We start from the raw sequence: 22,517 nt of genomic DNA on the forward strand, positions 1-22,517 counted from the left end.
GCCCAGCTCCGGTGCCGCGATCTTCGCGAGCGAGCCGCCGAATTTGCCGACCGCGGTCCGCGCGGCCGATACGATCACTACGTCCGTCATGTTTTGTTCCTGCATCGAAATCAGTGGGTCGATCCGTGTTGCATGCTGTATCGCGTGCCGGGGCCGGGCGGCACGGCGGCCGACGTCGGCGCTTGAGCGCCATACGGCCCGCGATGCGGCTCAGGGCTCGCGCCTTCATGCGCGCCACCCGTTCGCCCGCTCCAGCCGGGCCCGGACACGCTGCGGCGAGCCGGACGCCGCCGGCCACCACGCGGCACACGCGGCGGCCGGCGCCCGCCGGCGCCGTTCGATCAATGGTGTCGCGCCTGCGCGCGACACGCGCTCATGCAGCCGATTCGCGCGAAGCGGCTTCCTTGCGTGCGGCAGCCGCCGTCTGCTTGGCACCGCGCGTCGCCGTTTCGCTGACCGCGTCGAAACCGCTTTGTGCGGCTTCGATTGCCTGCCCCGTCGCTGCGCGCACGGAGTCTGCCGCGGCAGTCGCCGCGGACAGCGCCGAATTCAGCGCGGCGACCACCGCGCCCGAACCGGCCGGCGCATGCTTCGTCAGCTCGCCGACCACCTCCTTCACGCGCTTGTCGTTCTGCTCGTATTGCGCCTGCGCGACCTTCGCCCACTCGGCCTGCGTCGACACCGCGATGTCGAACAGATGGCGACCGTACGCGACGGCCTTGCCGGCCGCTTCCTGCGGTGCGGCGACTTGCTGCGCGAAGCCCGCAGCCGGGTTGCTCGCGTTGAACGCGTTCTTCAGCTTGTCCTCGTATTCCTCGAGCGCCGTCTTGGCCGCTTGCAGGTTGAGTTCGACGACGGCCTCGAAACCATTAATTGCCGGACGGGCAATCGCGAACCAGGCGGCAATTCCGGACTGATAATCGGCGGCGAATTTTTCGGGGGCAAATACGGACATCGGGCACGCTCCTGTTAGCAATGCGAGAGACGAACGAAAAAAATGGAAGCCAGATCAAGGTCCGCTTCCTTATTCACAACCCGCAGGCACGATTGACTGCGGGGAGTTGAAGATTGCCATTCTAGATGGATTAATTGTCAATTAAATGGCATTAATACTAGGTGAAAACCCTGATCGATCGGGTTGATCTCCTCGCAATCTGCGCCCGCACACAATGGGGCCGCGTCGCAACGCCTTGTCCCGAAATGATTTTTACTTTTTTACGGCATGGCGCACCGCGACGTCCGTAACATTTACCCCGTTATTATTCCGGTTATATGAAAAACAGGTGCGCATTGGAAAATAGGGCGGATTCCCCTGTAATCGTTTTTCCAGATTTATTTTGAAATCGTTACCGGGATTATTAATGACGAATTCAATGATCGTATATAAACCGCCGGGCCGGGCCAGCGGCGACACTCTCACCCGACCAGTTCGCGATGCAGCGCGCGAAACTCGTGCGCGAGCTTGTGTGCCGGCTCGAGATGGATCACCGGCGTCGACTGCTGATGCGACTCGCGGATCTTCACCGATGCCGAGAGCCGCGACGCCAGCACCGGCAGCCCTTCCTCGACGAGTTCGTCGACCAGCCGCTGCGGCAGGCTCGCGCGCGGCTGGAACTGGTTGATGACGATCCCTTCGACCTCGAGCGCCGCGTTGTGGTCCTGCTGGATTTCCTTCACGTTCTCGAGCAGCGTGTACAGCGCGCGGCGCGAGAAGTCGTCGCAGTCGAACGGAATCAGGCAGCGCTCGACCGCGATCAGCGCCGAGCGCGTGTAGAAGTTCAGTGCGGGCGGCGTGTCGATGTAGACGGCATCGTACGTGTCGAGCTCGTTGAGCGCGTCGCGCAGCTTGTAGATCTTGTAGCGCGACTCGAGCTTGCCGTGCAGCGTGTCGAGGTCCGGATGCGCGGGCATCACGTCAAGCCCGTCGAACGGCGTCGGATGGATGAACGATGCGACGTCGACCGGCCGGAAGTTGAACGTCAGCGCGGTCTCGAAGAATTCGGCGACGCCGGGATGCGCGTCGGTCGCCCGGTCGCCGAGCAGGTAGTGCGTGGAATTCGCCTGCGCGTCGAGGTCGATGACGAGCGTGCGCAGCCCTTCGCTCGCGCTGATCGCCGCCAGGTTGCAGACGATCGTCGACTTGCCCACCCCGCCCTTCTGGTTGAATACGACCCGCCGCATTGTGTCTCCTTCGATCGAAACGTCGAAAAATCGAGCTTAGCCGGTCAATCGTGGCGGCCGCGTGACATCGATCAGATACACGCGCCGCCCGGGAGATTTGCTGAGCGGCGCGACGAACGACTGGAAATCACGACGGAAGACGCGCGCACGAGGAACGGGCACAAGGGCTAATGTTGCGACGCAACATCCGAACTGTTAAACTAGGGAAAACCCGTAGTTCAAGCTTGCGAAGGAGCAGTCGTGTACCCCGTATTTTCGTTCCTGATGGATCTGCTGCCGGGCCGCAGCGCGGCGTCGTTTTCGCCGTCGGCAAAAGTAAACCGTGTCACGTTCACGGGTGCCGTGGACCGCAGCGATGGCGTGATCCTGTCGATCAACGGTAGCGACGCGCTGGTCCGTTGGCCGCAGGGTGGGAAATCCGTCGAGCGCGTCAGCAATCTGGTCGCGATCGTCACGGAAGCGTAAGCGGTTCTGTTCTGCGGCGGCCACGGCGCCGCTCTTGTCATGGTTCGCACCGTCCGAAGCAGGTGACTCGGGTGTGAATGCCACGGCCCCCATGTCGGGAATGCGCCGTTGCAGGGCTTCAGGAAACCTGCTCACCGGCGCGGTTGCGTCGGTTGAAGTTTGCGGTCGGCATGCTCGCCACGTAAGCACAACAGACGTCAGGGCCATCGCGCCCGCGACGACGAACGTCCGCTGACGGGGAGTCCATTCTCAAGTCTCGCCCATCCGACGCGGCCGGCGCCAGCGGCTTCTCCCCGCCTTGCACGACGCCACCACGACGCTCCTCACGCCCGATCGGGCACGTTCCGCCCAAACCCCAAAAAAACGCGTAAACGAAAAAAGGACCCGAAGATCCAGGCTGAACCAGTGATTCAGCGTGGAGATTCGGGCCCCTCTTTACATCGGGAACCGGCGTTCTGCTTAGAACGGAATATCGTCGTCCATCTCGTCGAAGCCGCCGCCTGCCGGCGCGCTCGGACGGCTCTGGCCACCGCCTGCACCGCCGCGCGGCGCGCCGCCGGCACGACCGCCGCCGCCGCCGCGTTCCATCTGTTCGCCGCCGCGGCCGCCGCCACCACCGTAGCCGCCGCCGTAACCGCCTTCGTCACCGCCGCCACCGCCGCCGCCCGAACCGCCGCGGCCGCCGAGCATCTGCATCTGGTCGGCGACGATTTCGGTCGAGTAGCGATCCTGGCCGTCCTGGCCCTGCCACTTGCGCGTGCGGATGCGGCCTTCGATATAGACCGACGACCCCTTCTTCAGGTACTCGCTGACGATTTCGGCGAGACGGCCGAAGAACGCGACGCGGTGCCACTCGGTCATTTCCTTGAAATCGCCGCTTGCCTTGTCCTTGTAGCGATCGGTCGTCGCGAGACGGATGTTCGCAACCGCGTCGCCGCTCGGCAGGTAACGGACTTCAGGATCGGCGCCGAGATTGCCGACGAGGATGACCTTGTTGACGGATGCCATGTGTTTCTCCAGTAAATTCGATGCCGGGCCGCCCGCGAATGTCGTCGGAGCGGCCCGCCGGGCAAGCCGGCGAGCGCCGCCGGTGCCTGCCCGAAAAGAAGGTTCAGGCCTTGCGCGGCGGCGCTTTCATGCTGGCCGCGATTATAAGCCACGCCGCCACGAGCCCCGAGCACGCGTAGAAGACGGTGTTCGCGCCGCCGTGCTTCAGCAGCCAGCCGCCCACGATGCCGCCGAGCGCGAGCCCGATCGATTGCGTGGTGTTGTAGACGCCCGTGGCCGCGCCCTTGCGCGACCCGGGCGCGAGCTTCGACACGAGCGACGGCTGCGACGCTTCCAGGATGTTGAAACCCAGGAAGTACACGAACAGGATCGCCGCCACAATCAGGATGGTATGCGGAGCGCTGCCGAGCAACAATTGGCCGATCAGGATAGCCAGAATGCCGCCGAGCAGCACCGGCTTCATCTTGCCCCGTTTTTCCGCGACGATGATCGCCGGGACCATCATCACGAACGCGAGCCCCATCACCGGCAGGTAGACCTTCCAGTGCGCGGCGACCGGCAGCCCGCCGTCGACCAAGAGGCGCGGCACGACGAGGAACAGCGCCGTCTGCGTCGCGTGCAGCACGAGCACGCCGAAGTTCAGGCGCAGCAGCTCGCCGTTGTGCAGCACCTCGCCGAACGGCGCCGGCACGTGCACGGGCTTCGCCGCGTCCGGCACGATCCACACGACGACCCCGATCGCGAGGATCGACAGCACGCCGACGATCGCGAACAGCCCGCTCATCCCGACCCAGTGGAACACGATCGGCGCGCCGACGATCGCGACCGCGAACGACACGCCGATCGAGCCGCCGACCATCGCCATCGCCTTCGTGCGGTTCTGCTCGGAGGTCAGGTCGGCGATGAACGCGAGCACCGCGGACGACACGGCGCCCATCCCCTGGATCACGCGGCCGACGATGATCCACGTGATGTCGTGCGCGAACGCGGCGACGAAGCTGCCGAGCGCGAAGATCAGCAGGCCGGTGGCGATCACGGGCTTGCGGCCGAACTTGTCCGACGCCCACCCGTAGAAGATGTACAGCAGCGACTGCGTGACGCCGTACGCCCCGAGCGCGATGCCGACGAGCAGCACGTTGTCGCCGCCCGGGATGGTTTTCGCGTAGACCGAGAACACCGGCATGATCATGAACAGGCCGAGCATGCGCAGCGCGAAGATCGCCGCGAGCGACGTGGTCGCGCGCAGTTCGGGCGCACTCATGCGGGAAGACGTGGCGGACGGATTGGACATCGGGAATGAATTTCGAATGATCGGAATGTCCGCCCGGCGGCGGGCGGCGGAAGATCAGGGCCACCGGCCCGGCAGGCCTGGCAGGCGCTTTCCGGGGCCGCTTTCCGGGACGTCGGGCAGGCAGCCTGCGGGCCGCCTCGCGCCGTGCGGCGCGGCCGCCTTCCCGGCGTGGACACCGCCTTGCTGCCAGCTGCTGCAAAGGCTGGGGGCCCCCAACGACGGCCTCGAAAAGCCGTTATAGTAGCAGGTTTGGTTCCCTCCATTTTCGCCAGGTTCATGGAACAGATCCGTATCCGTGGGGCACGCACCCACAACCTGAAAAACGTCAATCTCGACCTGCCGCGCCACAAGCTGATCGTGATTACCGGGTTGTCCGGGTCGGGCAAGTCGTCGCTCGCGTTCGACACCCTTTATGCCGAAGGCCAGCGCCGCTACGTCGAGAGCCTGTCCGCGTACGCCCGCCAGTTCCTGCAGCTGATGGAGAAACCCGACGTCGACCTGATCGAGGGCCTGTCGCCCGCGATCTCGATCGAGCAGAAGGCGACGTCCCACAACCCGCGTTCGACCGTCGGCACGGTCACCGAAATCCACGACTACCTGCGACTTTTGTTCGCACGGGTCGGCACCCCGTACTGCCCCGACCACGACATCCCGCTCGAGGCGCAGAGCGTGTCGCAGATGGTCGACGCGGCGCTCGCGCTGCCCGAGGAAACCAAGCTGATGATCCTCGCGCCGGTCGTCGCGAACCGCAAGGGCGAGCACGCCGAGCTGTTCGAGGACATGCAGGCGCAGGGCTTCGTGCGCTTTCGCGTGCGCTCGGGCGGCGGCACCGCGAACGAAGGCGTCGCGAAGATCTACGAGGTCGAGTCGCTGCCGAAGCTCAAGAAGAACGACAAGCACACGATCGACGTCGTCGTCGATCGTCTCAAGGTGCGCCCGGACATGAAGCAGCGCCTCGCGGAATCGTTCGAGACCGCGCTGCGCCTCGCCGACGGCCGCGCGATCGCGCTGGAGATGGATACCGACCACGAACACCTGTTCAGCTCGAAGTTCGCGTGCCCGATCTGCTCGTACTCGCTGCAGGAGCTCGAGCCGCGCCTGTTCTCGTTCAACAACCCGATGGGCGCGTGCCCGGAATGCGACGGCCTCGGCCAGATCACGTTCTTCGACCCGAAGCGGGTCGTCGCGCACCCGTCGCTGTCGCTCGCCGCGGGCGCCGTGAAGGGCTGGGATCGCCGCAACCAGTTCTACTTCCAGATGCTGCAGAGCCTCGCGGCGTTCTACGAATTCGACATCGACGCCGCGTTCGAGGACCTGCCGGAAAAGATCCGCAAGGTGCTGCTGTTCGGCTCGGGCAAGCAGACGATCCCGTTTTCGTACATCAACGAGCGTGGCCGCACGACGATCCGCGAGCACGTGTTCGAAGGGATCATCCCGAACCTCGAGCGCCGCTACCGCGAGACCGATTCGGTCGCGGTGCGCGAAGAGCTCGCGAAATACCAGAACAACCAGCCGTGCCCGTCGTGCGACGGCACGCGGCTGCGCCGCGAGGCGCGCCACGTGCGGGTCGGCACCGGCGACTACGCGCGCGGCATCTATGAAATCAGCGGCTGGCCGCTGCGCGACGCGCTCGGCTATTTCGACGGCCTGTCGCTCGACGGCGCGAAGCGCGAGATCGCCGACAAGGTGATCAAGGAAATCGTCGCGCGCCTGACCTTCCTGAACAACGTCGGCCTCGACTACCTGTCGCTCGAGCGCAGCGCCGAAACGCTGTCCGGCGGCGAGGCGCAGCGGATCCGGCTCGCGTCGCAGATCGGCTCGGGCCTGACCGGCGTGATGTACGTGCTCGACGAGCCGTCGATCGGCCTGCACCAGCGCGACAACGACCGCCTGATCGCGACGCTCAAGCACCTGCGCGACCTCGGCAACTCGGTGATCGTCGTCGAGCACGACGAGGACATGATCCGCACGGCCGACTACGTCGTCGACATGGGCCCGGGCGCCGGCGAGCACGGCGGCGTGATCGTGGCCGAAGGCACGCCGAAGCAGGTGCAGTCGAACCCGCAGTCGCTGACGGGCCAGTATCTGGTCGGCAAGCGCACGATCGAGTATCCGGACGAGCGGCTCGCGCCCGATCCCGAGCGGATGCTGCGCATCGTCGACGCGCACGGCAACAACCTGAAGCACGTCGATCTCGAACTGCCGGTCGGCCTGCTGACCTGCATCACCGGCGTGTCGGGCTCCGGCAAGTCGACGCTGATCAACGACACGCTGTATCACGCGGTCGCGCGCCACCTGTACGGCTCGTCGGCCGAGCCGGCGCCGCACGAGGCGATCGAGGGCCTCGAGCACTTCGACAAGGTGATCAACGTCGACCAGTCGCCGATCGGCCGCACGCCGCGCTCGAACCCGGCCACCTACACGGGCCTGTTCACGCCGATCCGCGAGTTGTTCTCGGGCGTGCCGACCGCGAAGGAGCGCGGCTACGATCCGGGCCGCTTCTCGTTCAACGTGAAGGGCGGCCGTTGCGAGTCGTGCCAGGGCGACGGCGTGCTGAAGGTCGAGATGCACTTCCTGCCGGACGTCTACGTGCCGTGCGACGTGTGCCACGGCAAGCGCTACAACCGCGAAACGCTCGAAGTGCAGTACAAGGGCAAGAACATCAGCGAAGTGCTCGACATGACGGTCGAACACGCGTACGAATTCTTCAGCGCGGTGCCGGTGATCGCCCGCAAGCTGAAGACGCTGCTCGACGTCGGCCTCGGCTACATCCGCCTCGGCCAGTCGGCCACGACGCTGTCGGGCGGCGAGGCGCAGCGCGTGAAGCTGTCGCTGGAGCTGTCGAAGCGCGACACGGGCCGCACGCTGTACATCCTCGACGAGCCGACCACCGGCCTGCACTTCCACGACATCGCGCTGCTGCTCGAGGTGATCCACCGGCTGCGCGACCAGGGCAACACGGTCGTGATCATCGAGCACAACCTCGACGTGATCAAGACGGCCGACTGGGTGATCGACCTCGGCCCCGAAGGCGGTGCCGGCGGCGGCCAGATCATCGCGCAGGGCACGCCCGAGCAGGTCGCGAAGACCAAGGCGAGCTTCACCGGCAAGTACCTCGCGCCGCTGCTCAAGCGCCCGGCCCGCAAGGCGGCGGCCGGCTGACACTTTCCGTTCCCGCGCGCGGCTGCCCGGCCGCGCGCGCCCGGCAGCGGGGCGGCGCCGGCCTCCTCGTTTTCCCTTCTGCGGTTTTCCCCTCTGCGTTTACACCACGAGCCAAACAGCCCCGTGGCGGACCATAATGGCAGCTATACTTTACGGTCGTAAGGTTCGCCATCCGCACCAATCCGGTGCGGCGCCGGGCGATCGCCGCCGTGTCGCCCACCGCGCGGCACGGCACACGAACGACAGGAATCCATGATGGAGAAGCAACAAGAGTCGCGCGACGCGCAGAACCGCGAGCCGCACCTGCGCAGCGTGCGGCTGACGAGCGACTTCAGCCTGCCGAAGCTGTCGGCGATCGAGATCGGCAGCTACCTGTTCGCCCTCGTCGCGATGGTGCTCGTCATCGAACTCAAGCTGCTGGGCGGGCTGCTGGCCGGCATGCTGGTCTATCAGCTGATCCACACGATCGCCCCGGTGATCGAACGCCACACCACGAGCATGCGCGCGCGCTGGGTCGCCGTCGTGCTGCTGTCGATCGCGATCGTCGGCGGGCTCACGGGCCTCACGATCGGCATCATCGACCACTTCGAGCACACGGTGCCGAACCTGCAGAGCCTCCTTGGCCAGCTGATGCAGATCGTCGAGCAGACGCGCGCCCGCACGCCGGCCTGGATCGCGAACCTGCTGCCGGTCGACGTCGAACAGATGAAGACCAAGGCGGCGCTGCTGATGCACTCGCACATGGACCAGCTCCAGCAAGGCGGCAAGAGCGTCGCGCGCGGCTTCGGCCACGTGGTGTTCGGGATGATCATCGGCGCGATGATCGCGATCGGCGTCGAGCACGGCAAGGTGCGCCGGCCGCTGTCGACCGCGCTCGTCACGCGCGTGTCGCGCTTCGCCGAATCGTTCCGCCGGATCGTGTTCGCGCAGATCAAGATCTCGGCGATCAACGCGACCTTTACCGGCATCTACCTGCTCGTCGCGCTGCCGATCTTCCACCAGCGGCTGCCGCTGTCGAAAACACTGGTGCTCGTCACGTTCATCGTCGGCCTGCTGCCGGTGATCGGCAACCTGATCTCGAACACGCTGATCGTCGCGGTGTCGCTGTCGGTCAGCATGGGCACCGCGATCGCGTCGCTCGCGTTCCTCGTCGTGATCCACAAGCTCGAATACTTCCTGAATGCAAAGATCATCGGCGGCCAGATCGAGTCGCGCGCGTGGGAGCTGCTGCTCGCGATGCTGATCATGGAAGCCGCGTTCGGGCTGCCGGGCGTGATCGCCGCGCCGATCTTCTATGCGTACATGAAGCGCGAGCTGTACATGCTGCGGCTGATCTGACGCGCCGTACCCGACGCAACCCGATCCCCGCGCATCACGCGATAAAAAAACGCCGCGCCCCGTCAAGGGCGCGGCGTTCTTGTTTGCGGCAACCGACGGCCTGCGCAGGCCGGCCGGCGCGCGTCACCGATCAGCCGATCAGCGGAACACGACGGTCTTCGTCCCGTTCAGCACGATCCGGTGCTCGACGTGCCACTTCACCGCACGCGCGAGCGTCACGCACTCGACGTCGCGGCCGATCGCGGTGAGCTGGTCGGGCGTCATGCTGTGGTCGACGCGCTCGACTTCCTGCTCGATGATCGGGCCTTCGTCGAGGTCGGTCGTCACGTAGTGCGCGGTCGCGCCGATCAGCTTCACGCCGCGGTCGAACGCCTGGTAGTACGGCTTCGCGCCCTTGAAGCTCGGCAGGAACGAATGGTGGATGTTGATCGCGCGGCCGGCGAGCTGCTGGCACATGTTCGGCGACAGGATCTGCATGTAGCGCGCGAGCACGACGAGATCGGCCTGGTGTTCGTCGATCACTTCCAGCACCCGCGCTTCCTGCGCGGCCTTCGCCGCATCGGACGAACCGCCGACGAGCGGGAAATGATGGAACGGGATGTTGTAGCTGGCGGCGAGCTGGTAGAACTCCTTGTGGTTCGACACGATCGCCGGAATCTCGATCGGCAGCTGGCCGGTGCGGTAGCGGAACAGCAGGTCGTTCAGGCAGTGGCCGATCTTCGACACCATGATCACGACGCGCGGCTTCACGGCCGCGTCGTGCATTTCCCAGCGCATCCCGAACTGCTCGGCGAGCGGCGCGAATTCCTCGCGCAGCGTGTCGAGCGCCGACGCGGCATCCGCACCGTCGCCGTCCTGCACGAAGTGCACGCGCATGAAGAACTCGCCGGTGCGGCTGTCGCCGAACTGCGCCGAATCGAGGATGTTGTTGGCGCGCTCGAACAGGAAGCCCGAGACCGCGTGGACGATGCCATGCCGGTCGGGGCACGACAGTTTCAAGATAAAGCTGTGATCGGTCGACATGACCGCTACTCCCTTCGTTTCGGTATTCGTCAAATAGGCCGTTCGTCCGGCCTCACCCTGGGGCCCGAGCCCGGGCAGGCAGGCGGCGCCTTCAGGTGGCTCGCCAGGTGGCGCGTCAGGCGGCCGGCGCGAACAGCGCGTCGATGCCCGCGGCGTCCGCCGCCGATAGCCAGCGGTGGCGCAGCAGCGTGTCGAGCATCGCGAGGCTCGCATCCATCGTCGCGCGGCCTTCGCGCAGCCAGCCGATCACCTCGGGCACGCCGGCCAGCAGGTGCTCGGCCACTTCGCCGTCCTGGTTGTGCGGCGCGAAGTCGCGCGGCAGCGGCAGGTCGTACACGAAGATCAGTTCGGACTGCGTGCCTTCCGGCAGCGAACACAGTACCTGCACCGCGCGGCCCGCGATCGCGCGTGCCGCCAGTTCGGCCGGCATGCCGGCCTCTTCCCAGCATTCCTTCGTGAGCGTCTCGTGAACGCCCAGGCCCCAGCCGATGCCGCCCGCGACGACGTTGTCGAGCATGCCGGGGTCGGTGGCCTTGGTCGCGCTGCGGCGGCCGAGCCACATCTGCGGCGCGGCGGGCGAACCCGGCGCAGCCGCATATTCTACGATGCCGTTCAGGTGCACCGCATAAGTCTGCGTGCCGAAGAAGCGCGACGCGGCGCGCTCGATGTACGCGAGCGGCGGATCGTCGAAGCGGTTGCGGATCGCATAGATCTCGTCGCGCCAGCCGGGAATCGCGCCTTCGGCCGCCAGCGCGCCGATCGCGCTCGCGAGCGCCATGCTGCGCGCGTCGACCGTGTCATAGCGCGCCGACAGCACGACGCGCGCGTCCGTCAGCTCGAACACGTCGGGCCAGCGCGCGAGCTTCGCGATGTCCTGGCGGCGCACCCAGCCCACGGCCACGCCGGCGATCTCGAAACGCAGGTGCGCGGCCGGATCGAAGCGGCGCGCGGCCGCAATGCACGGAAACGTCATCGGGCTCAGTCCTTCAGCGCGACGCGGATGCCGATCGCGATGAAGGTCGCGCCGGCGATCCGGTCGAGCCACACACCGGCCTTCGGGCGGCGCTTCAGCCATGTGCCGATCGCGCCCGCGCCGACGCCGAACAGCGAGAAGATCGCGGCCGTCTGCAGCATGAACAGCGCGCCGAGCTCGAACATCTGCAGCGTCACGCCCTGCACGCCGTGCGGATCGACGAACTGCGGCAGGAACACGACGAAGAACAACGTGACCTTCGGGTTCATCAGGTTGCCGATCACGCTCTGCCGGAAGATCGCGCCAAGCGGCTGCGGCGGGCGCTCGTGCGCGTTCGCGAGGCCCTGGCTGCGCAGCGCCTTGATGCCGATCCACACGAGGTACGCGGCGCCCGCGAGCTTCAGCGTCTGGAACGCGACCGGCGACGAGCGCAGCACCGCCGCGACGCCGAGCGCCGCGAGCGTCGTATGGAACAGGATTCCGGCCGTGAAGCCGAGCGCGGCGACGAAGCCGGCCGCGCGGCCCTGCGAGATGCCGCGCGCGAGCACCTGCAGGTTGTCGGGACCCGGCGCGAACGTGATCGCGATCGACGTGGCGAGAAACAGCATGAAGTTGGGCATCGTGACCTCGCGGCGTGGGCCGGCTCCGGTGGTTCAGTGGCCGGCGAATTCGGTGACGGTATAGACGGGCAGCCCCGCGTTGCGCAGCAGCGTCGAGCCGCCGAGATCGGGCAGGTCGATGATCGCCGCGCCTTCGACGACGACCGCGCCGAGCCGCTGCAGCAGGTTGCGCCCCGCCATCATCGTGCCGCCGGTCGCGATCAGGTCGTCCATGATGATCACGCGGTCGCCGGGGCGGCACGCGTCTTCATGGATCTCGACGGTCGCGCTGCCGTATTCGAGGTCGTACGATTCCGAGCGCGTCTTGTACGGCAGCTTGCCGACCTTGCGGATCGGCACGAAGCCGACGCTCAGCTCGTACGCGACGATCGGCGCGATGATGAAGCCGCGCGCGTCGAGCCCCGCGACGTAGTCGAGCTTCGCATCGACATAGCGTTCGACGAACAGGTCGACGAGGATGCGCAGCGCCTTCGGGCTCTGCAGCAGCGTCGTGATGTCGCGGAACTGCACGCCCGGCTGCGGCCAGTCGGGCACGGTGCGGATCTGGCTGTGGATGAAGGCGACCGGATCGAGCGGTGCGCCCGGCGACGAATGCGGCATGAAACTCTCCGAAAAAAACGGTGCGCGAAGATCGGGCACCGTTTCGAATAAATACGGGTCAGGTTATCGAAGCGCGACTCAGGCGAGCGCGGCCGGCGGCTCGCGCCGATGCCGCGACAGCCGTTCCTCCGCGAGCGCGAGCGCTTCGGGCAGCCCGCGCAGCACGACGATGTCGCTCGCGCGCAGCTTGGTCTGCGGGTCGGGTTCGACGCCGCGGATGCCGTGCCGGCGGATCGCCGTGACTTCCAGCCCGAGCGCATACAGCCCGAGTTCCTCCAGCGAGCGCCCGACCGCATCCGCGCGTGCGTCGACCGGCACCGATTGTAGCCGCACCTGCTCGTGATCGTCGTCGTCCGTGTCGTCGGCGCCGCGGAAATAGCCGCGCAGCAGGCTGTAGCGCTCGTCGCGCATTTCCTCGACGCGCCGCACGACCTTGCGCATCGGCACGCCGACCAGCACCAGCGTGTGCGACGCGAGCATCAGGCTGCCCTCGACGATCTCCGGAATCACCTCGGTCGCGCCGGCCGCGAGCAGCTTCTCGAGATCGGCATCGTCGACCGTGCGCACGATCGCCGGCAGCGTCGGCTCGAGCTCGTGCACGTGGTGCAGCACGCGCAGCGCCGACGGCGTGTTCGCATACGTGATCGCGACGGCCGCCGCGCGATGGATACCGGCGGCGAGCAGCGACTCGCGGCGCGCCGCGTCGCCGAACACGACCGATTCGCCGGCCGTCGCGGCCGCGCTCACGCGATCGGGGTCGAGGTCGAGCGCGACGTACGAAATGCCTTCCTGCTCGAGCATGCGCGCGAGGTTCTGCCCCGCGCGGCCGTAGCCGCAGATGATCACGTGGCCGCGCTGCTTGAGGCTTTGCGTCGCGATCCGCGTCATCTGCAGCGACTGCTGCATCCATTCCGTCGACGACAGCCGCATCACGATCCGGTCGGCGTTCTGGATCAGGAACGGCGCGGCGAGCATCGACAGCAGCATCGACGCGAGGATCGCCTGCAGCAGCGTCGAATCGACGAGATGCCGGTCGAGGATCAGGTTCAGCAGCACGAAGCCGAATTCGCCGGCCTGCGCGAGGCCGATGCCGGTGCGCATCGCGACGCCCGGCGTCGCGCCGAACAGCCGCGCGAGCCCCGCGATCATCGTCCCCTTGAACAGGATCTGCCCGACGAAGAAGCCGAGCACCAGCAACGGATGCTCCCAGATCACGCGCGGATCGAGCAGCATCCCGGTCGTCACGAAGAACAGGCCGAGCAGCACGTCGCGGAACGGCTTGATGTCCTCTTCCACCTGATGCCGGAACGGCGTCTCGGAGATCAGCATCCCCGCGATGAACGCGCCGAGCGCGAGCGACAGGCCGAAGCGGTCGGTGATGAACGCAGCGCCGAGCGTGACGAGCAGCAGGTTCAGCACGAACAGTTCCTGCGAGCGGCGCCGCGCGACGACGTTGAGCCAGCGCGTCATGAAACGCTGGCCGACGATCAGCAGCAGTGCGAGCGCGATCACGATCTTGACGGCCGCGAACCCGAGCGTGAGCGCGAGATCCTTCGACGACTCGGCGCCGAACGCGGCGATCACGATCAGCAGCGGCACCACCGCGAGATCCTGGAACAGCAGCACGCCGAAGATGTTGCGGCCGTGCGCGGTCTCGATCTCGAGCCGCTCGGCGAGCATCTTCGACACGATCGCCGTCGACGACATCGCGAGCGCGCCGCCGAGCGCGACGCTGCCCTGCCACGTGATGTGCACCCAGCGCTCGAACAACGCCCCGAGCACGACCGCGAGCGCGAGGGTCGCGACCACCTGCAGCAGCCCGAGCCCGAACACGAGCCGCTGCATCGCCCGCAGCTTCGCGAGCGAGAATTCGAGGCCGATCGAGAACATCAGGAACACCACGCCGAATTCCGCGAGATGCTCGGCCCGTTCGAGGTCCGCGGCGATGCCGAACGCGTGCGGGCCGACCAGGATGCCGACGGTCAGGTAGCCGAGCATCGGCGGCAGGTTCAGCGAGCGAAATACGACGACACCCACTACCGAGGCCAGCAGCAGCAGCAGGGTCATTTCGAGCGGGGAAATCACGGGCGAAGCGTCCTCGTTCGTCGGGGCCACGGCAAGGCGGGCGCGGGTGGTGGCGGTGGGCAAGCGGCATCGGACGTGTCCGAAGGCGCGGCGCGGCGAACAAACGCCTTTGCTATACTCCGCGCATGATAGCGAAAATCAATGATGACCGGGCGCTCGCGCTCGCCCGCGACGTGCTCGACATCGAGGCGGACGCCGTGCGCGCGCTGCGCGACCAGCTCGACGGCGACTTCGTCCAGGCCGTCGCGCTGCTGCTCGGCTGCCGCGGCCGCGTCGTAGTATCCGGCATCGGCAAATCGGGGCATATCGCCCGCAAGATCGCGGCCACGCTCGCCAGCACCGGCACGCCGGCCTTCTTCGTCCATCCGGCCGAGGCCAGCCACGGCGACCTCGGCATGGTCACGTCGGACGACGTCTTCATCGGCATCTCCTATTCCGGCGAGTCGGAAGAACTCGTCGCGATCCTGCCGCTCGTGAAGCGGATCGGCGCGAAGCTGATCGCGATCACGGGCCGTGCGGAATCGAGCCTCGGCACGCTCGCCGACGTGAACCTGAACGCCGCGGTGTCGAAGGAAGCCTGCCCGCTGAATCTCGCCCCCACCGCGAGCACGACCGCCGCGCTCGCGCTCGGCGACGCACTCGCCGTCGCGGTGCTCGACGCGCGCGGCTTCGGCTCCGAGGATTTCGCGCGCTCGCATCCGGGCGGCGCGCTCGGCCGGCGCCTGCTCACCCACGTGCGCGACGTGATGCGCTCGGGCGACGACGTGCCGCGCGTCGGGCTCGACGCGACGCTGTCGGACGCGCTGTTCCAGATCACCGCGAAGCGGCTGGGCATGACCGCCGTGGTCGAGCCCGACGGCCGCGTGGCCGGCATCTTCACCGACGGCGACCTGCGCCGCGTGCTCGCGCGCGACGGCGATTTCCGCACGCTGCCGATCGTCGACGTGATGACGCGCGAGCCGCGCACGATCGGCCCCGACCATCTCGCGGTCGAGGCCGTGGAACTGATGGAGCGCCACCGGATCAACCAGATGCTGGTGGTCGATGCCGACGGCGCGCTGATCGGCGCGCTGAACATGCACGACCTGTTTTCGAAGAAGGTGATCTGATGAGCGCAGCGCTGACTGCGGCCGAACGCGCGAGCCGCGTGAAGCTGATGATTTTCGACGTCGACGGCGTGCTGACCGACGGCGGCCTGCTGTTTACCGCGGCCGGCGACGCGATGAAGTCGTTCAATTCGCTCGACGGCCACGGCGTGAAGCTGCTCGGCGAGGCCGGCATCGCGACCGCGATCATCACCGGCCGCCGCTCGGAAATCGTCGCGGCGCGCGCGAAGGAAATGAAGATCGCGCACCTGTTCCAGGGCGTCGAGAACAAGCTCGCCGTGTTCGCCGACCTGATCGCATCGCTCGGCATCACCGCCGACGCCTGCGGCTACATGGGCGACGACTGGCCCGACCTGCCGGTGATGCTGCGCTGCGGCTTCGCGACGGCACCGGCCAACGCGCACCCCGAGGTGATCGCGCGTGCGCACTGGGTGGCCGAGGCCCGCGGCGGCCACGGCGCGGTGCGCGAGGTCTGCGACGCGATCCTGCGCGCGCAGCGCCGCTACGACGCGCTGCTCGCGGCTGCCTGCGGAGCCTGACGGATGAACACGCATTTCCGCTGGACCCAGCTGCTGCCGCTCGTCGCGGTCGCCGCGCTCGCGGGCATCACGTGGTGGCTGCTGCAGGCGACGCTGCCGCCGCCCGGCGAAGGCGCCGTACGGCCGAAGCGCCACACGCCCGATTATTTCGCGGACAACTTTTCCGTCACCGAGCTCGACCAGTCCGGCTCGACGCAATACCGGCTGACGGCCGCGAAGCTGATCCACTACGAAGACACCGACAACAGCGACCTGACCGATCCGGCCATGCGCGCGTTCCAGCCCGGCAAGCCGGTCGTGACGACCACCGCGAAGCGCGGCACCGTCAACGGCGACGTGTCGATCGTCGACTTGTACGACGATGCGCGCATCCTGCGCGTGGCCGGCGGCGGCGATCCGCAGATGCAGGCCGATTCCCAGCATTTCCGGATCTTCGTCAATGACGATGTGATCCAGACCGAAAAGCCGGTTAAACTTCAGCGCGGCCTGTCGCTCGTCAACGCGACCGACGGCATGAAGTACAACAACGTCACCCGGGTCATCGAGCTTTACGGCAACGTGCGCGGCACGATCGCCGCGGCGGACACGTCCGGCGGCTCGAAAGGTCAATCCAGGTGACGCATCCCTCACGTGACTGCATGAACGAACCGTTCCCTCGACAGAATTCCGGCGGCGCTGCGCGCGCCGTCCGCGCCGCGCTCGCCGCGACGCTCGTGGCGCTCCCGCTCGTCGGGCTGGCGCCGCTCGCCCATGCCGAGAAGGCCGACCAGAACAAGCCGATCAACGTCGAGGCGGACAACCTGACCTATGACGACCTGAAGCAGGTGACGGTCGCGACCGGCAACGTCGTGATCACGAAGGGCACGATCATCATCAAGGGCGACCGCGTCGAAGTGCGCCAGGATCCAGAAGGCTATCAGTACGCGACGTCGTTCGGCAGCGGCAAGAAGCACGCGACGTTCCGCCAGAAGCGCGAAGGCCTCGACGAATACATCGACGGCGACGCCGAGCGCATCGACTACGACGGCAAGCAGGACCTGACGACGCTGACGACCGCCGCGACCGTGCGGCGCCTGCAGGGCACGTCGACGATCGCCGACACCGTGCACGGCAGCGTGATCACGTACGACGGCCAGCGCGACTTCTACACCGCGAAGGGCGGCAAGGACGTCGCGGCGCCGGGCAACCCGAACGGCCGCGTGCGCGCGATGCTGTCGCCGAAGAACGGCGGCCCCGGGCAGCTGAACGGCGCGCCGGCGAAGCTGTCGCCGTCGACCACGATCCAGGGAGCGCCGGGCCAATGAACGCGCTTCCGAACCGCCAGCCGGCCGGCACGACGAGCTCGCTCGTCGTGCGCAACCTGAAGAAACGCTACGGCTCGCGCACCGTCGTCAAGGACGTGTCGCTCGACGTGAAGAGCGGCGAGGTCGTCGGCCTGCTCGGCCCGAACGGCGCCGGCAAGACGACGTCGTTCTACATGATCGTCGGCCTCGTGCCGACGGATGCCGGCGAAATCTCGCTGAACGGCAGCTCGATCAGCCTGCTGCCGATCCACAAGCGCGCGTCGCTCGGCCTGTCGTACCTGCCGCAGGAAGCGTCGGTGTTCCGCAAGCTGACCGTCGAGGAAAACATCCGCGCGGTGCTCGAGCTGCAGCACGGCGAAGACGGCAAGCGGCTGTCGAAGGACGCGATCGCGTCGCGCACCGAGGCGCTGCTCGACGAACTGCAGATCGGCCACCTGCGCGAGAACCCGGCGCTGTCGCTGTCGGGCGGCGAACGCCGTCGCGTCGAGATCGCGCGCGCGCTCGCGACCAATCCGAACTTCATCCTGCTCGACGAGCCGTTCGCCGGCGTCGACCCGATCGCGGTGCTCGAGATCCAGAAGATCGTCAAGTTCCTGAAGCAGCGCAACATCGGCGTGTTGATTACCGATCACAACGTCCGCGAAACGCTCGGCATCTGCGACCACGCTTACATCATCAGCGACGGTTCGGTGCTCGCCGCCGGCGCGCCGAGCGAAATCATCGAAAACGAAAGCGTGCGCCGCGTGTACCTCGGCGAACACTTCCGCATGTAAATCCCCCGTGGCTGGCCGCCCCCGCCCGGCATCGCCGCGCGGGGCGCGCCCGCGTGTCCTGCGGCCCTGCCGCGGCCGGGCGCCGCGCCGCGCGTAATCGCGGATGGCTCAAGGCGCCTGGGTCGTGGCAAACTGCCGGTATGACTCCCTCTCTGCCATGAAAGCCAGCCTTCAACTCCGCCTGTCGCAACACCTGGCGCTGACACCGCAACTGCAGCAGTCGATCCGGCTCCTGCAGCTGTCGACGCTCGAACTGCAGCAGGAAGTCGCGATGGCCGTCGCGCAGAATCCGCTGCTCGAGAACGATGACGAATGGATCGCGAGCCCGCTGCGCGTCGCGGCGGACGGATCGCTGATCGCGCAGACGCCGCCCGGACAGAACACCGAACCGGGCATCACGAACGGCAGCAGCCAGTCGAGCGAACGCGCCGAGCGCGACGAGCCGGCCGGCGCCGACGAATACGACGGATACGCATCGGGCGACGCCGGCGACGGCCCGCAGTGGAATCTCGACGAGTTCGGCCGCTCGAGCGGCGCCTCGGACGATGACGATCTCCCGCCGCTGCAGGTGCAGGAAGCCGCGACGTCGCTGCGCGACCACCTGTCCGCGCAATTGCGCGTCACGCAGGCCGGGCCGCGCGACCGCGCGCTCGTGATGTTCCTGATCGAATCGCTCGACGACGACGGCTACCTGACCGCCACGCTCGACGAAGTGCTCGCCGACCTGCCGCCCGAACTGGAAATCGACTGCGACGAACTGAATGCGGCGCTCGCGCTGCTGCACAGTTTCGATCCGGCCGGGGTCGGGGCCCGCTCGGCGTCCGAATGCCTGAAGCTGCAGTTGCTGCGCCTCGATCCGTCCCCCACCCGCACGCTCGCGCTGGAGATCGTGTCGCAGCACCTCGAACTGCTCGCCGCGCGCGACTTCACGCGGCTGCGCAAGCAGCTGAAGGCGAGCGACGACGCGCTGCGCGACGCGCACGCGCTGATCCGCTCGCTGGAGCCGTTCCCCGGCGCTGCCTACGGCAAGGCCGAGGCCGACTACGTCGTGCCCGACATCATCGTGAAGAAGGCTGGCCAGGGCTGGCTCGCGGAACTCAATCCGGAAGTGATGCCGCGCCTGCGGATCAACAACCTGTACGCGAACATCCTGCGCAACAGCCGCGGCGACCCGTCGGCCGGATCGTTGAAACAACAGCTCCAGGAAGCACGCTGGCTGATCAAGAACATCCAGCAGCGATTCGACACGATCCTGCGTGTCGCGCAGGCTATTGTCGAACGTCAGAAGAACTTCTTTGCGCATGGCGAAATTGCCATGCGCCCCTTGGTTTTGCGGGAAATAGCTGATACGCTGGGCCTACACGAGTCGACTGTCAGCCGTGTGACAACCGGGAAGTACATGCTGACCCCGTTCGGGACGCTGGAATTTAAGTACTTCTTCGGATCACACGTTTCGACCGACACCGGAGGCGCCGCATCGTCGACCGCCATCCGAGCCCTGATCAAGCAACTGATAGGAGCTGAAGACCCAAAATCGCCACTTTCGGACAGCCGCATTGCCGAGCTGCTGGCAGAACAGGGATTCGTGGTTGCGCGCCGCACGGTTGCCAAGTACCGCGAAGCCCTCAAGATCCCGGCAGTGAATCTGCGCAAGTCTCTTTAAGCCTGCTGCCTGCCCGGCGGCAGGCGTGTTCCGGCCACCGCGCACTCGGGGAACAGGCCGGGCGACTTGTCCGCGAATTTGCCGCGCCATGCGGCAGGGGCAAGTCGACCGGAGCGCCGCCTCGATGCGGCCGCGTGGTCACTCGCTTGGAGAAGCACTATGAACCTGAAGATCAGTGGACATCATCTCGAAGTCACGCCTGCAATTCGCGAATACGTGATCACCAAGCTGGACCGGGTGCTACGGCATAGCGATCAGGTGATCGATGGCACTGTGATCCTCTCGGTCGACAATCACAAGGAAAAGGACAAGCAGCAGCGCGCGGAAATCAACCTGCATCTGAAGGGCAAGGACATCTTCGTCGAAAGCGCAAACGGCAACCTGTACGCTGCGATCGATCTGCTGATCGACAAGCTGGATCGCCAGGTCGTCAAGCACATGGAGCGTCTGCAGACCCATGCGCACGACCCGATCAAGCTGCAGCCGTCGATCGACCAGATCGAACTGCCGCCGCAATAACGTTCACCGCAACACACACGCCGCCCGGTTCGCCGGGCGTTTTTTTTGCGTCCACGCGGCAGTGGTGCGACCGGTCCGTCCATGCCGCGCCACGCACGCGGCTGTGCTCTATAATGTTCCGGTTATCGCCGGGGGGCGTTGGGTGCGGTAGCTGTCGTGCAGGTTTCCGATGCCGAACGCCTTGATATCGCCGAACATGGAAAATCAGTCTGCCGCCGCAAGGAGACCCCAGGCCGCCCAATCGCCTGCCAACATGAATCGCCTAGCCAAAATCCTGCCCATAGAGAACGTCGTCATCGACCTCTCCGTCACCAGCAAGAAACGCGTCTTCGAACAAGCCGGGCTGATGTTCGAGAATCAGAACGGCATCGCCCGCAGCACCGTCACGGACAACCTGTTCGCGCGCGAGCGCCTCGGCTCGACCGGGCTCGGCGAAGGCGTCGCGATTCCGCACGGGCGCATCAAGGGGCTCAAGCATCCGCTCGCCGCCTTCGTGCGGCTCGCCGACGCGATCCCGTTCGAAGCGCCCGACGGCCAGCCGGTCGGTCTCCTGATTTTCCTGCTCGTCCCCGAGCAAGCCACCCAGCAGCACCTCGAGATCCTGTCGGAAATCGCGCAACTGCTGTCCGATCGCGACGCGCGGGAGCGTCTGCACAACGAAACGGATCTCGCCGAGTTGCATCGCCTGCTCACTCAGTGGCAACCTTGAGTTGATCCGGGCGGATTATTTTCCCGAACGAGGCGGCACACGCCGCCGACCAGGGCCGCCCGGCGCCGGTCCGGCATGGCGACGCCCGTCGCCGCGCGCATGCACCGGCTCATTGGAGTGACGAGAGTCATGGATACGTCCAGCATCAACGCCCAGAGCATCTTCGACGACAACGCGGCCACGCTGAAGCTGAGCTGGCTGACGGGGCATGAAGGCTGGGAGCGCGGTTTTTCGGCCGACACCGTCGGCAACGCGACGTCGAGCGCCGACCTCGTCGGCCACCTGAACCTGATCCACCCGAACCGGATCCAGGTGCTCGGCGAAGCCGAAATCGACTACTACCAGCGGCAGACCGACGAAGACCGTTCGCGCCACATGGCCGAGCTGATCGCGCTCGAACCGCCGTTCCTCGTCGTCGCCGGCGGCGCCGCCGCGCCGCCCGAGCTCGTGCTGCGCTGCACGCGCTCGTCCACGCCGCTGTTCACGACGCCGATGTCGGCCGCCGCCGTGATCGACAGCCTGCGGCTCTACATGTCGCGCATCCTCGCGCCGCGCGCGACACTACACGGCGTGTTCCTCGACATCCTCGGAATGGGCGTGCTGCTCACCGGCGACTCCGGGCTCGGCAAGAGCGAACTCGGCCTCGAACTCATCAGCCGCGGCCACGGCCTCGTCGCCGACGACGCCGTCGACTTCGTCCGACTTGGCCCCGATTTCGTCGAAGGCCGCTGCCCGCCGCTGCTGCAGAACCTGCTCGAAGTGCGCGGCCTCGGCCTGCTCGACATCAAGACGATCTTCGGTGAAACCGCGGTGCGCCGGAAAATGAAGCTGAAGCTGATCGTCCAGCTCGTGCGTCGCCCGGACGGCGAATTCCAGCGGCTGCCGCTGGAAAGCCAGACGGTCGACGTGCTCGGTTTGCCGATCAGCAAGGTCACGATCCAGGTCGCGGCCGGCCGCAACCTCGCGGTGCTGGTCGAGGCGGCCGTGCGGAACACGATCCTGCAGTTGCGCGGCATCGACACGTTGCGCGATTTCATGGATCGGCAACGACTCGCGATGCAGGATCCCGACAGCCAGTTCCCCGGCAAGCTCGTGTAACCGCCCCGCGCCGGCCTCGCAGCGCCGACGCGTCGAGCCGGTGCTATGATGAAACGTCAG

21 protein-coding genes are annotated in these 22,517 nt (G+C 66.8%); 12 read left to right on the forward strand and 9 right to left on the reverse strand.

The features are described 5' to 3' along the window. Positions 1–373 precede the first annotated feature (373 nt). Both phaP and U4Z64_RS04205 read right to left on the reverse strand, forming a co-directional pair. Positions 374–955 (reverse strand): TIGR01841 family phasin, encoded by a 582-nt coding sequence (phaP, locus tag U4Z64_RS04200; protein WP_044847447.1) that lies wholly within the window; start codon positions 953–955, stop codon positions 374–376. A gap of 461 nt (positions 956–1,416) precedes the next feature. Further along, on the reverse strand, positions 1,417–2,181 hold the full coding sequence (locus U4Z64_RS04205; protein ID WP_321819331.1) for a ParA family protein: 765 nt from the start codon (positions 2,179–2,181) through the stop codon (positions 1,417–1,419). Between the two features lie 240 nt (positions 2,182–2,421). Here U4Z64_RS04205 and U4Z64_RS04210 point away from each other — a divergent pair, with 240 nt between their 5' ends. Beyond that, positions 2,422–2,646 carry a hypothetical protein gene (locus U4Z64_RS04210; RefSeq protein ID WP_321819332.1) on the forward strand — a complete coding sequence of 75 codons (225 nt, stop codon included), beginning with the start codon at positions 2,422–2,424 and terminating at the stop codon, positions 2,644–2,646. A 459-nt stretch (positions 2,647–3,105) separates the two neighbouring features. Here the strand turns inward: U4Z64_RS04210 and U4Z64_RS04215 are convergent, their stop codons facing one another. Next, complete coding sequence (locus tag U4Z64_RS04215) at positions 3,106–3,654, reverse strand: single-stranded DNA-binding protein (protein WP_059464499.1); 549 nt, start codon at positions 3,652–3,654, stop codon at positions 3,106–3,108. A gap of 103 nt (positions 3,655–3,757) precedes the next feature. Next, entirely contained in the window at positions 3,758–4,945 is a 1,188-nt protein-coding gene (locus U4Z64_RS04220; RefSeq protein WP_044847451.1) for an MFS transporter, read from the reverse strand. 276 nt (positions 4,946–5,221) lie between these two features. Between U4Z64_RS04220 and uvrA the strand changes: the two genes are divergently transcribed. Next, positions 5,222–8,107, forward strand: a complete 2,886-nt coding sequence (gene uvrA, locus U4Z64_RS04225; protein WP_044847452.1) for an excinuclease ABC subunit UvrA — start codon at positions 5,222–5,224, stop codon at positions 8,105–8,107. A 255-nt stretch (positions 8,108–8,362) separates the two neighbouring features. Continuing rightward, positions 8,363–9,445, forward strand: a complete 1,083-nt coding sequence (locus tag U4Z64_RS04230) for an AI-2E family transporter (RefSeq protein WP_044847453.1) — start codon at positions 8,363–8,365, stop codon at positions 9,443–9,445. 138 nt (positions 9,446–9,583) lie between these two features. Here the strand turns inward: U4Z64_RS04230 and purU are convergent, their stop codons facing one another. From purU to U4Z64_RS04255, 5 genes are all read right to left on the reverse strand, one after another. Continuing rightward, entirely contained in the window at positions 9,584–10,468 is an 885-nt protein-coding gene (gene purU / locus U4Z64_RS04235) for a formyltetrahydrofolate deformylase (RefSeq protein ID WP_044847454.1), read from the reverse strand. 115 nt (positions 10,469–10,583) lie between these two features. Next, complete coding sequence (locus tag U4Z64_RS04240) at positions 10,584–11,441, reverse strand: NUDIX hydrolase (RefSeq protein ID WP_044847455.1); 858 nt, start codon at positions 11,439–11,441, stop codon at positions 10,584–10,586. A gap of 5 nt (positions 11,442–11,446) precedes the next feature. Beyond that, positions 11,447–12,061 (reverse strand): LysE family translocator, encoded by a 615-nt coding sequence (locus U4Z64_RS04245; protein WP_044847456.1) that lies wholly within the window; start codon positions 12,059–12,061, stop codon positions 11,447–11,449. 33 nt (positions 12,062–12,094) lie between these two features. Then, entirely contained in the window at positions 12,095–12,661 is a 567-nt protein-coding gene (locus tag U4Z64_RS04250; protein WP_011657958.1) for an adenine phosphoribosyltransferase, read from the reverse strand. A gap of 78 nt (positions 12,662–12,739) precedes the next feature. After that, positions 12,740–14,746, reverse strand: a complete 2,007-nt coding sequence (locus tag U4Z64_RS04255; protein ID WP_044847457.1) for a monovalent cation:proton antiporter family protein — start codon at positions 14,744–14,746, stop codon at positions 12,740–12,742. Positions 14,747–14,871: 125 nt separating this feature from the next. Between U4Z64_RS04255 and kdsD the strand changes: the two genes are divergently transcribed. The 9 genes from kdsD (at position 14,872) to hprK (ending at position 22,457) form a co-directional block, all read left to right on the forward strand. Next, on the forward strand, positions 14,872–15,855 hold the full coding sequence (gene kdsD / locus U4Z64_RS04260) for an arabinose 5-phosphate isomerase KdsD (protein WP_044847458.1): 984 nt from the start codon (positions 14,872–14,874) through the stop codon (positions 15,853–15,855). Beyond that, positions 15,855–16,391: a KdsC family phosphatase gene (locus U4Z64_RS04265; RefSeq protein WP_044847459.1), complete on the forward strand. Its 537-nt coding sequence runs from the start codon at positions 15,855–15,857 to the stop codon at positions 16,389–16,391. The genes kdsD and U4Z64_RS04265 overlap by 1 nt, the downstream gene beginning before the upstream one ends. A gap of 3 nt (positions 16,392–16,394) precedes the next feature. Then, positions 16,395–17,009 carry an LPS export ABC transporter periplasmic protein LptC gene (gene lptC, locus U4Z64_RS04270; RefSeq protein ID WP_044847460.1) on the forward strand — a complete coding sequence of 205 codons (615 nt, stop codon included), beginning with the start codon at positions 16,395–16,397 and terminating at the stop codon, positions 17,007–17,009. Between the two features lie 20 nt (positions 17,010–17,029). Further along, the gene (lptA, locus tag U4Z64_RS04275) at positions 17,030–17,695 is read left to right on the forward strand and encodes a lipopolysaccharide transport periplasmic protein LptA (RefSeq protein ID WP_059464489.1); all 666 of its coding nucleotides are present in this window, start codon (positions 17,030–17,032) and stop codon (positions 17,693–17,695) included. After that, a complete protein-coding gene (gene lptB, locus U4Z64_RS04280) occupies positions 17,692–18,468 on the forward strand; it encodes an LPS export ABC transporter ATP-binding protein (RefSeq protein WP_044847462.1) in 777 nt (258 codons plus the stop codon). Before lptA ends, lptB begins: the two co-directional genes overlap by 4 nt. Before the next feature lie 157 nt (positions 18,469–18,625). Further along, positions 18,626–20,131: an RNA polymerase factor sigma-54 gene (locus U4Z64_RS04285; protein ID WP_044847463.1), complete on the forward strand. Its 1,506-nt coding sequence runs from the start codon at positions 18,626–18,628 to the stop codon at positions 20,129–20,131. Between the two features lie 159 nt (positions 20,132–20,290). After that, positions 20,291–20,650, forward strand: coding sequence for a ribosome hibernation-promoting factor, HPF/YfiA family (gene hpf / locus U4Z64_RS04290; protein WP_006477786.1), 360 nt, complete (start codon positions 20,291–20,293; stop codon positions 20,648–20,650). 169 nt (positions 20,651–20,819) lie between these two features. Further along, on the forward strand, positions 20,820–21,359 hold the full coding sequence (locus tag U4Z64_RS04295; RefSeq protein ID WP_044847464.1) for a PTS sugar transporter subunit IIA: 540 nt from the start codon (positions 20,820–20,822) through the stop codon (positions 21,357–21,359). Positions 21,360–21,488: 129 nt separating this feature from the next. Continuing rightward, complete coding sequence (hprK, locus tag U4Z64_RS04300; RefSeq protein WP_006483133.1) at positions 21,489–22,457, forward strand: HPr(Ser) kinase/phosphatase; 969 nt, start codon at positions 21,489–21,491, stop codon at positions 22,455–22,457. Positions 22,458–22,517: the final 60 nt, after the last annotated feature.

It is taken from the genome of Burkholderia sp. BCC1996 (assembly GCF_905339955.1).
GTDB lineage: Bacteria > Pseudomonadota > Gammaproteobacteria > Burkholderiales > Burkholderiaceae > Burkholderia.

Bases quoted from the DNA above. Each gene is read 5' to 3' on its own strand.
- U4Z64_RS04295 (WP_044847464.1), top strand. From the start codon at position 20,820: ATGCCGAACGCCTTGATATCGCCGAACATGGAAAATCAGTCTGCCGCC.
- U4Z64_RS04220 (WP_044847451.1), bottom strand. From the start codon at position 4,945: ATGTCCAATCCGTCCGCCACGTCTTCCCGCATGAGTGCGCCCGAACTG.
- U4Z64_RS04240 (WP_044847455.1), bottom strand. From the start codon at position 11,441: ATGACGTTTCCGTGCATTGCGGCCGCGCGCCGCTTCGATCCGGCCGCG.
- U4Z64_RS04230 (WP_044847453.1), top strand. From the start codon at position 8,363: ATGGAGAAGCAACAAGAGTCGCGCGACGCGCAGAACCGCGAGCCGCAC.
- kdsD (WP_044847458.1), top strand. From the start codon at position 14,872: ATGATAGCGAAAATCAATGATGACCGGGCGCTCGCGCTCGCCCGCGAC.
- lptA (WP_059464489.1), top strand. From the start codon at position 17,030: ATGAACGAACCGTTCCCTCGACAGAATTCCGGCGGCGCTGCGCGCGCC.
- phaP (WP_044847447.1), bottom strand. From the start codon at position 955: ATGTCCGTATTTGCCCCCGAAAAATTCGCCGCCGATTATCAGTCCGGA.
- lptC (WP_044847460.1), top strand. From the start codon at position 16,395: ATGAACACGCATTTCCGCTGGACCCAGCTGCTGCCGCTCGTCGCGGTC.
- U4Z64_RS04205 (WP_321819331.1), bottom strand. From the start codon at position 2,181: ATGCGGCGGGTCGTATTCAACCAGAAGGGCGGGGTGGGCAAGTCGACG.
- U4Z64_RS04265 (WP_044847459.1), top strand. From the start codon at position 15,855: ATGAGCGCAGCGCTGACTGCGGCCGAACGCGCGAGCCGCGTGAAGCTG.
- hprK (WP_006483133.1), top strand. From the start codon at position 21,489: ATGGATACGTCCAGCATCAACGCCCAGAGCATCTTCGACGACAACGCG.
- U4Z64_RS04285 (WP_044847463.1), top strand. From the start codon at position 18,626: ATGAAAGCCAGCCTTCAACTCCGCCTGTCGCAACACCTGGCGCTGACA.
- U4Z64_RS04215 (WP_059464499.1), bottom strand. From the start codon at position 3,654: ATGGCATCCGTCAACAAGGTCATCCTCGTCGGCAATCTCGGCGCCGAT.
- purU (WP_044847454.1), bottom strand. From the start codon at position 10,468: ATGTCGACCGATCACAGCTTTATCTTGAAACTGTCGTGCCCCGACCGG.
- uvrA (WP_044847452.1), top strand. From the start codon at position 5,222: ATGGAACAGATCCGTATCCGTGGGGCACGCACCCACAACCTGAAAAAC.
- U4Z64_RS04250 (WP_011657958.1), bottom strand. From the start codon at position 12,661: ATGCCGCATTCGTCGCCGGGCGCACCGCTCGATCCGGTCGCCTTCATC.
- lptB (WP_044847462.1), top strand. From the start codon at position 17,692: ATGAACGCGCTTCCGAACCGCCAGCCGGCCGGCACGACGAGCTCGCTC.
- U4Z64_RS04245 (WP_044847456.1), bottom strand. From the start codon at position 12,061: ATGCCCAACTTCATGCTGTTTCTCGCCACGTCGATCGCGATCACGTTC.
- hpf (WP_006477786.1), top strand. From the start codon at position 20,291: ATGAACCTGAAGATCAGTGGACATCATCTCGAAGTCACGCCTGCAATT.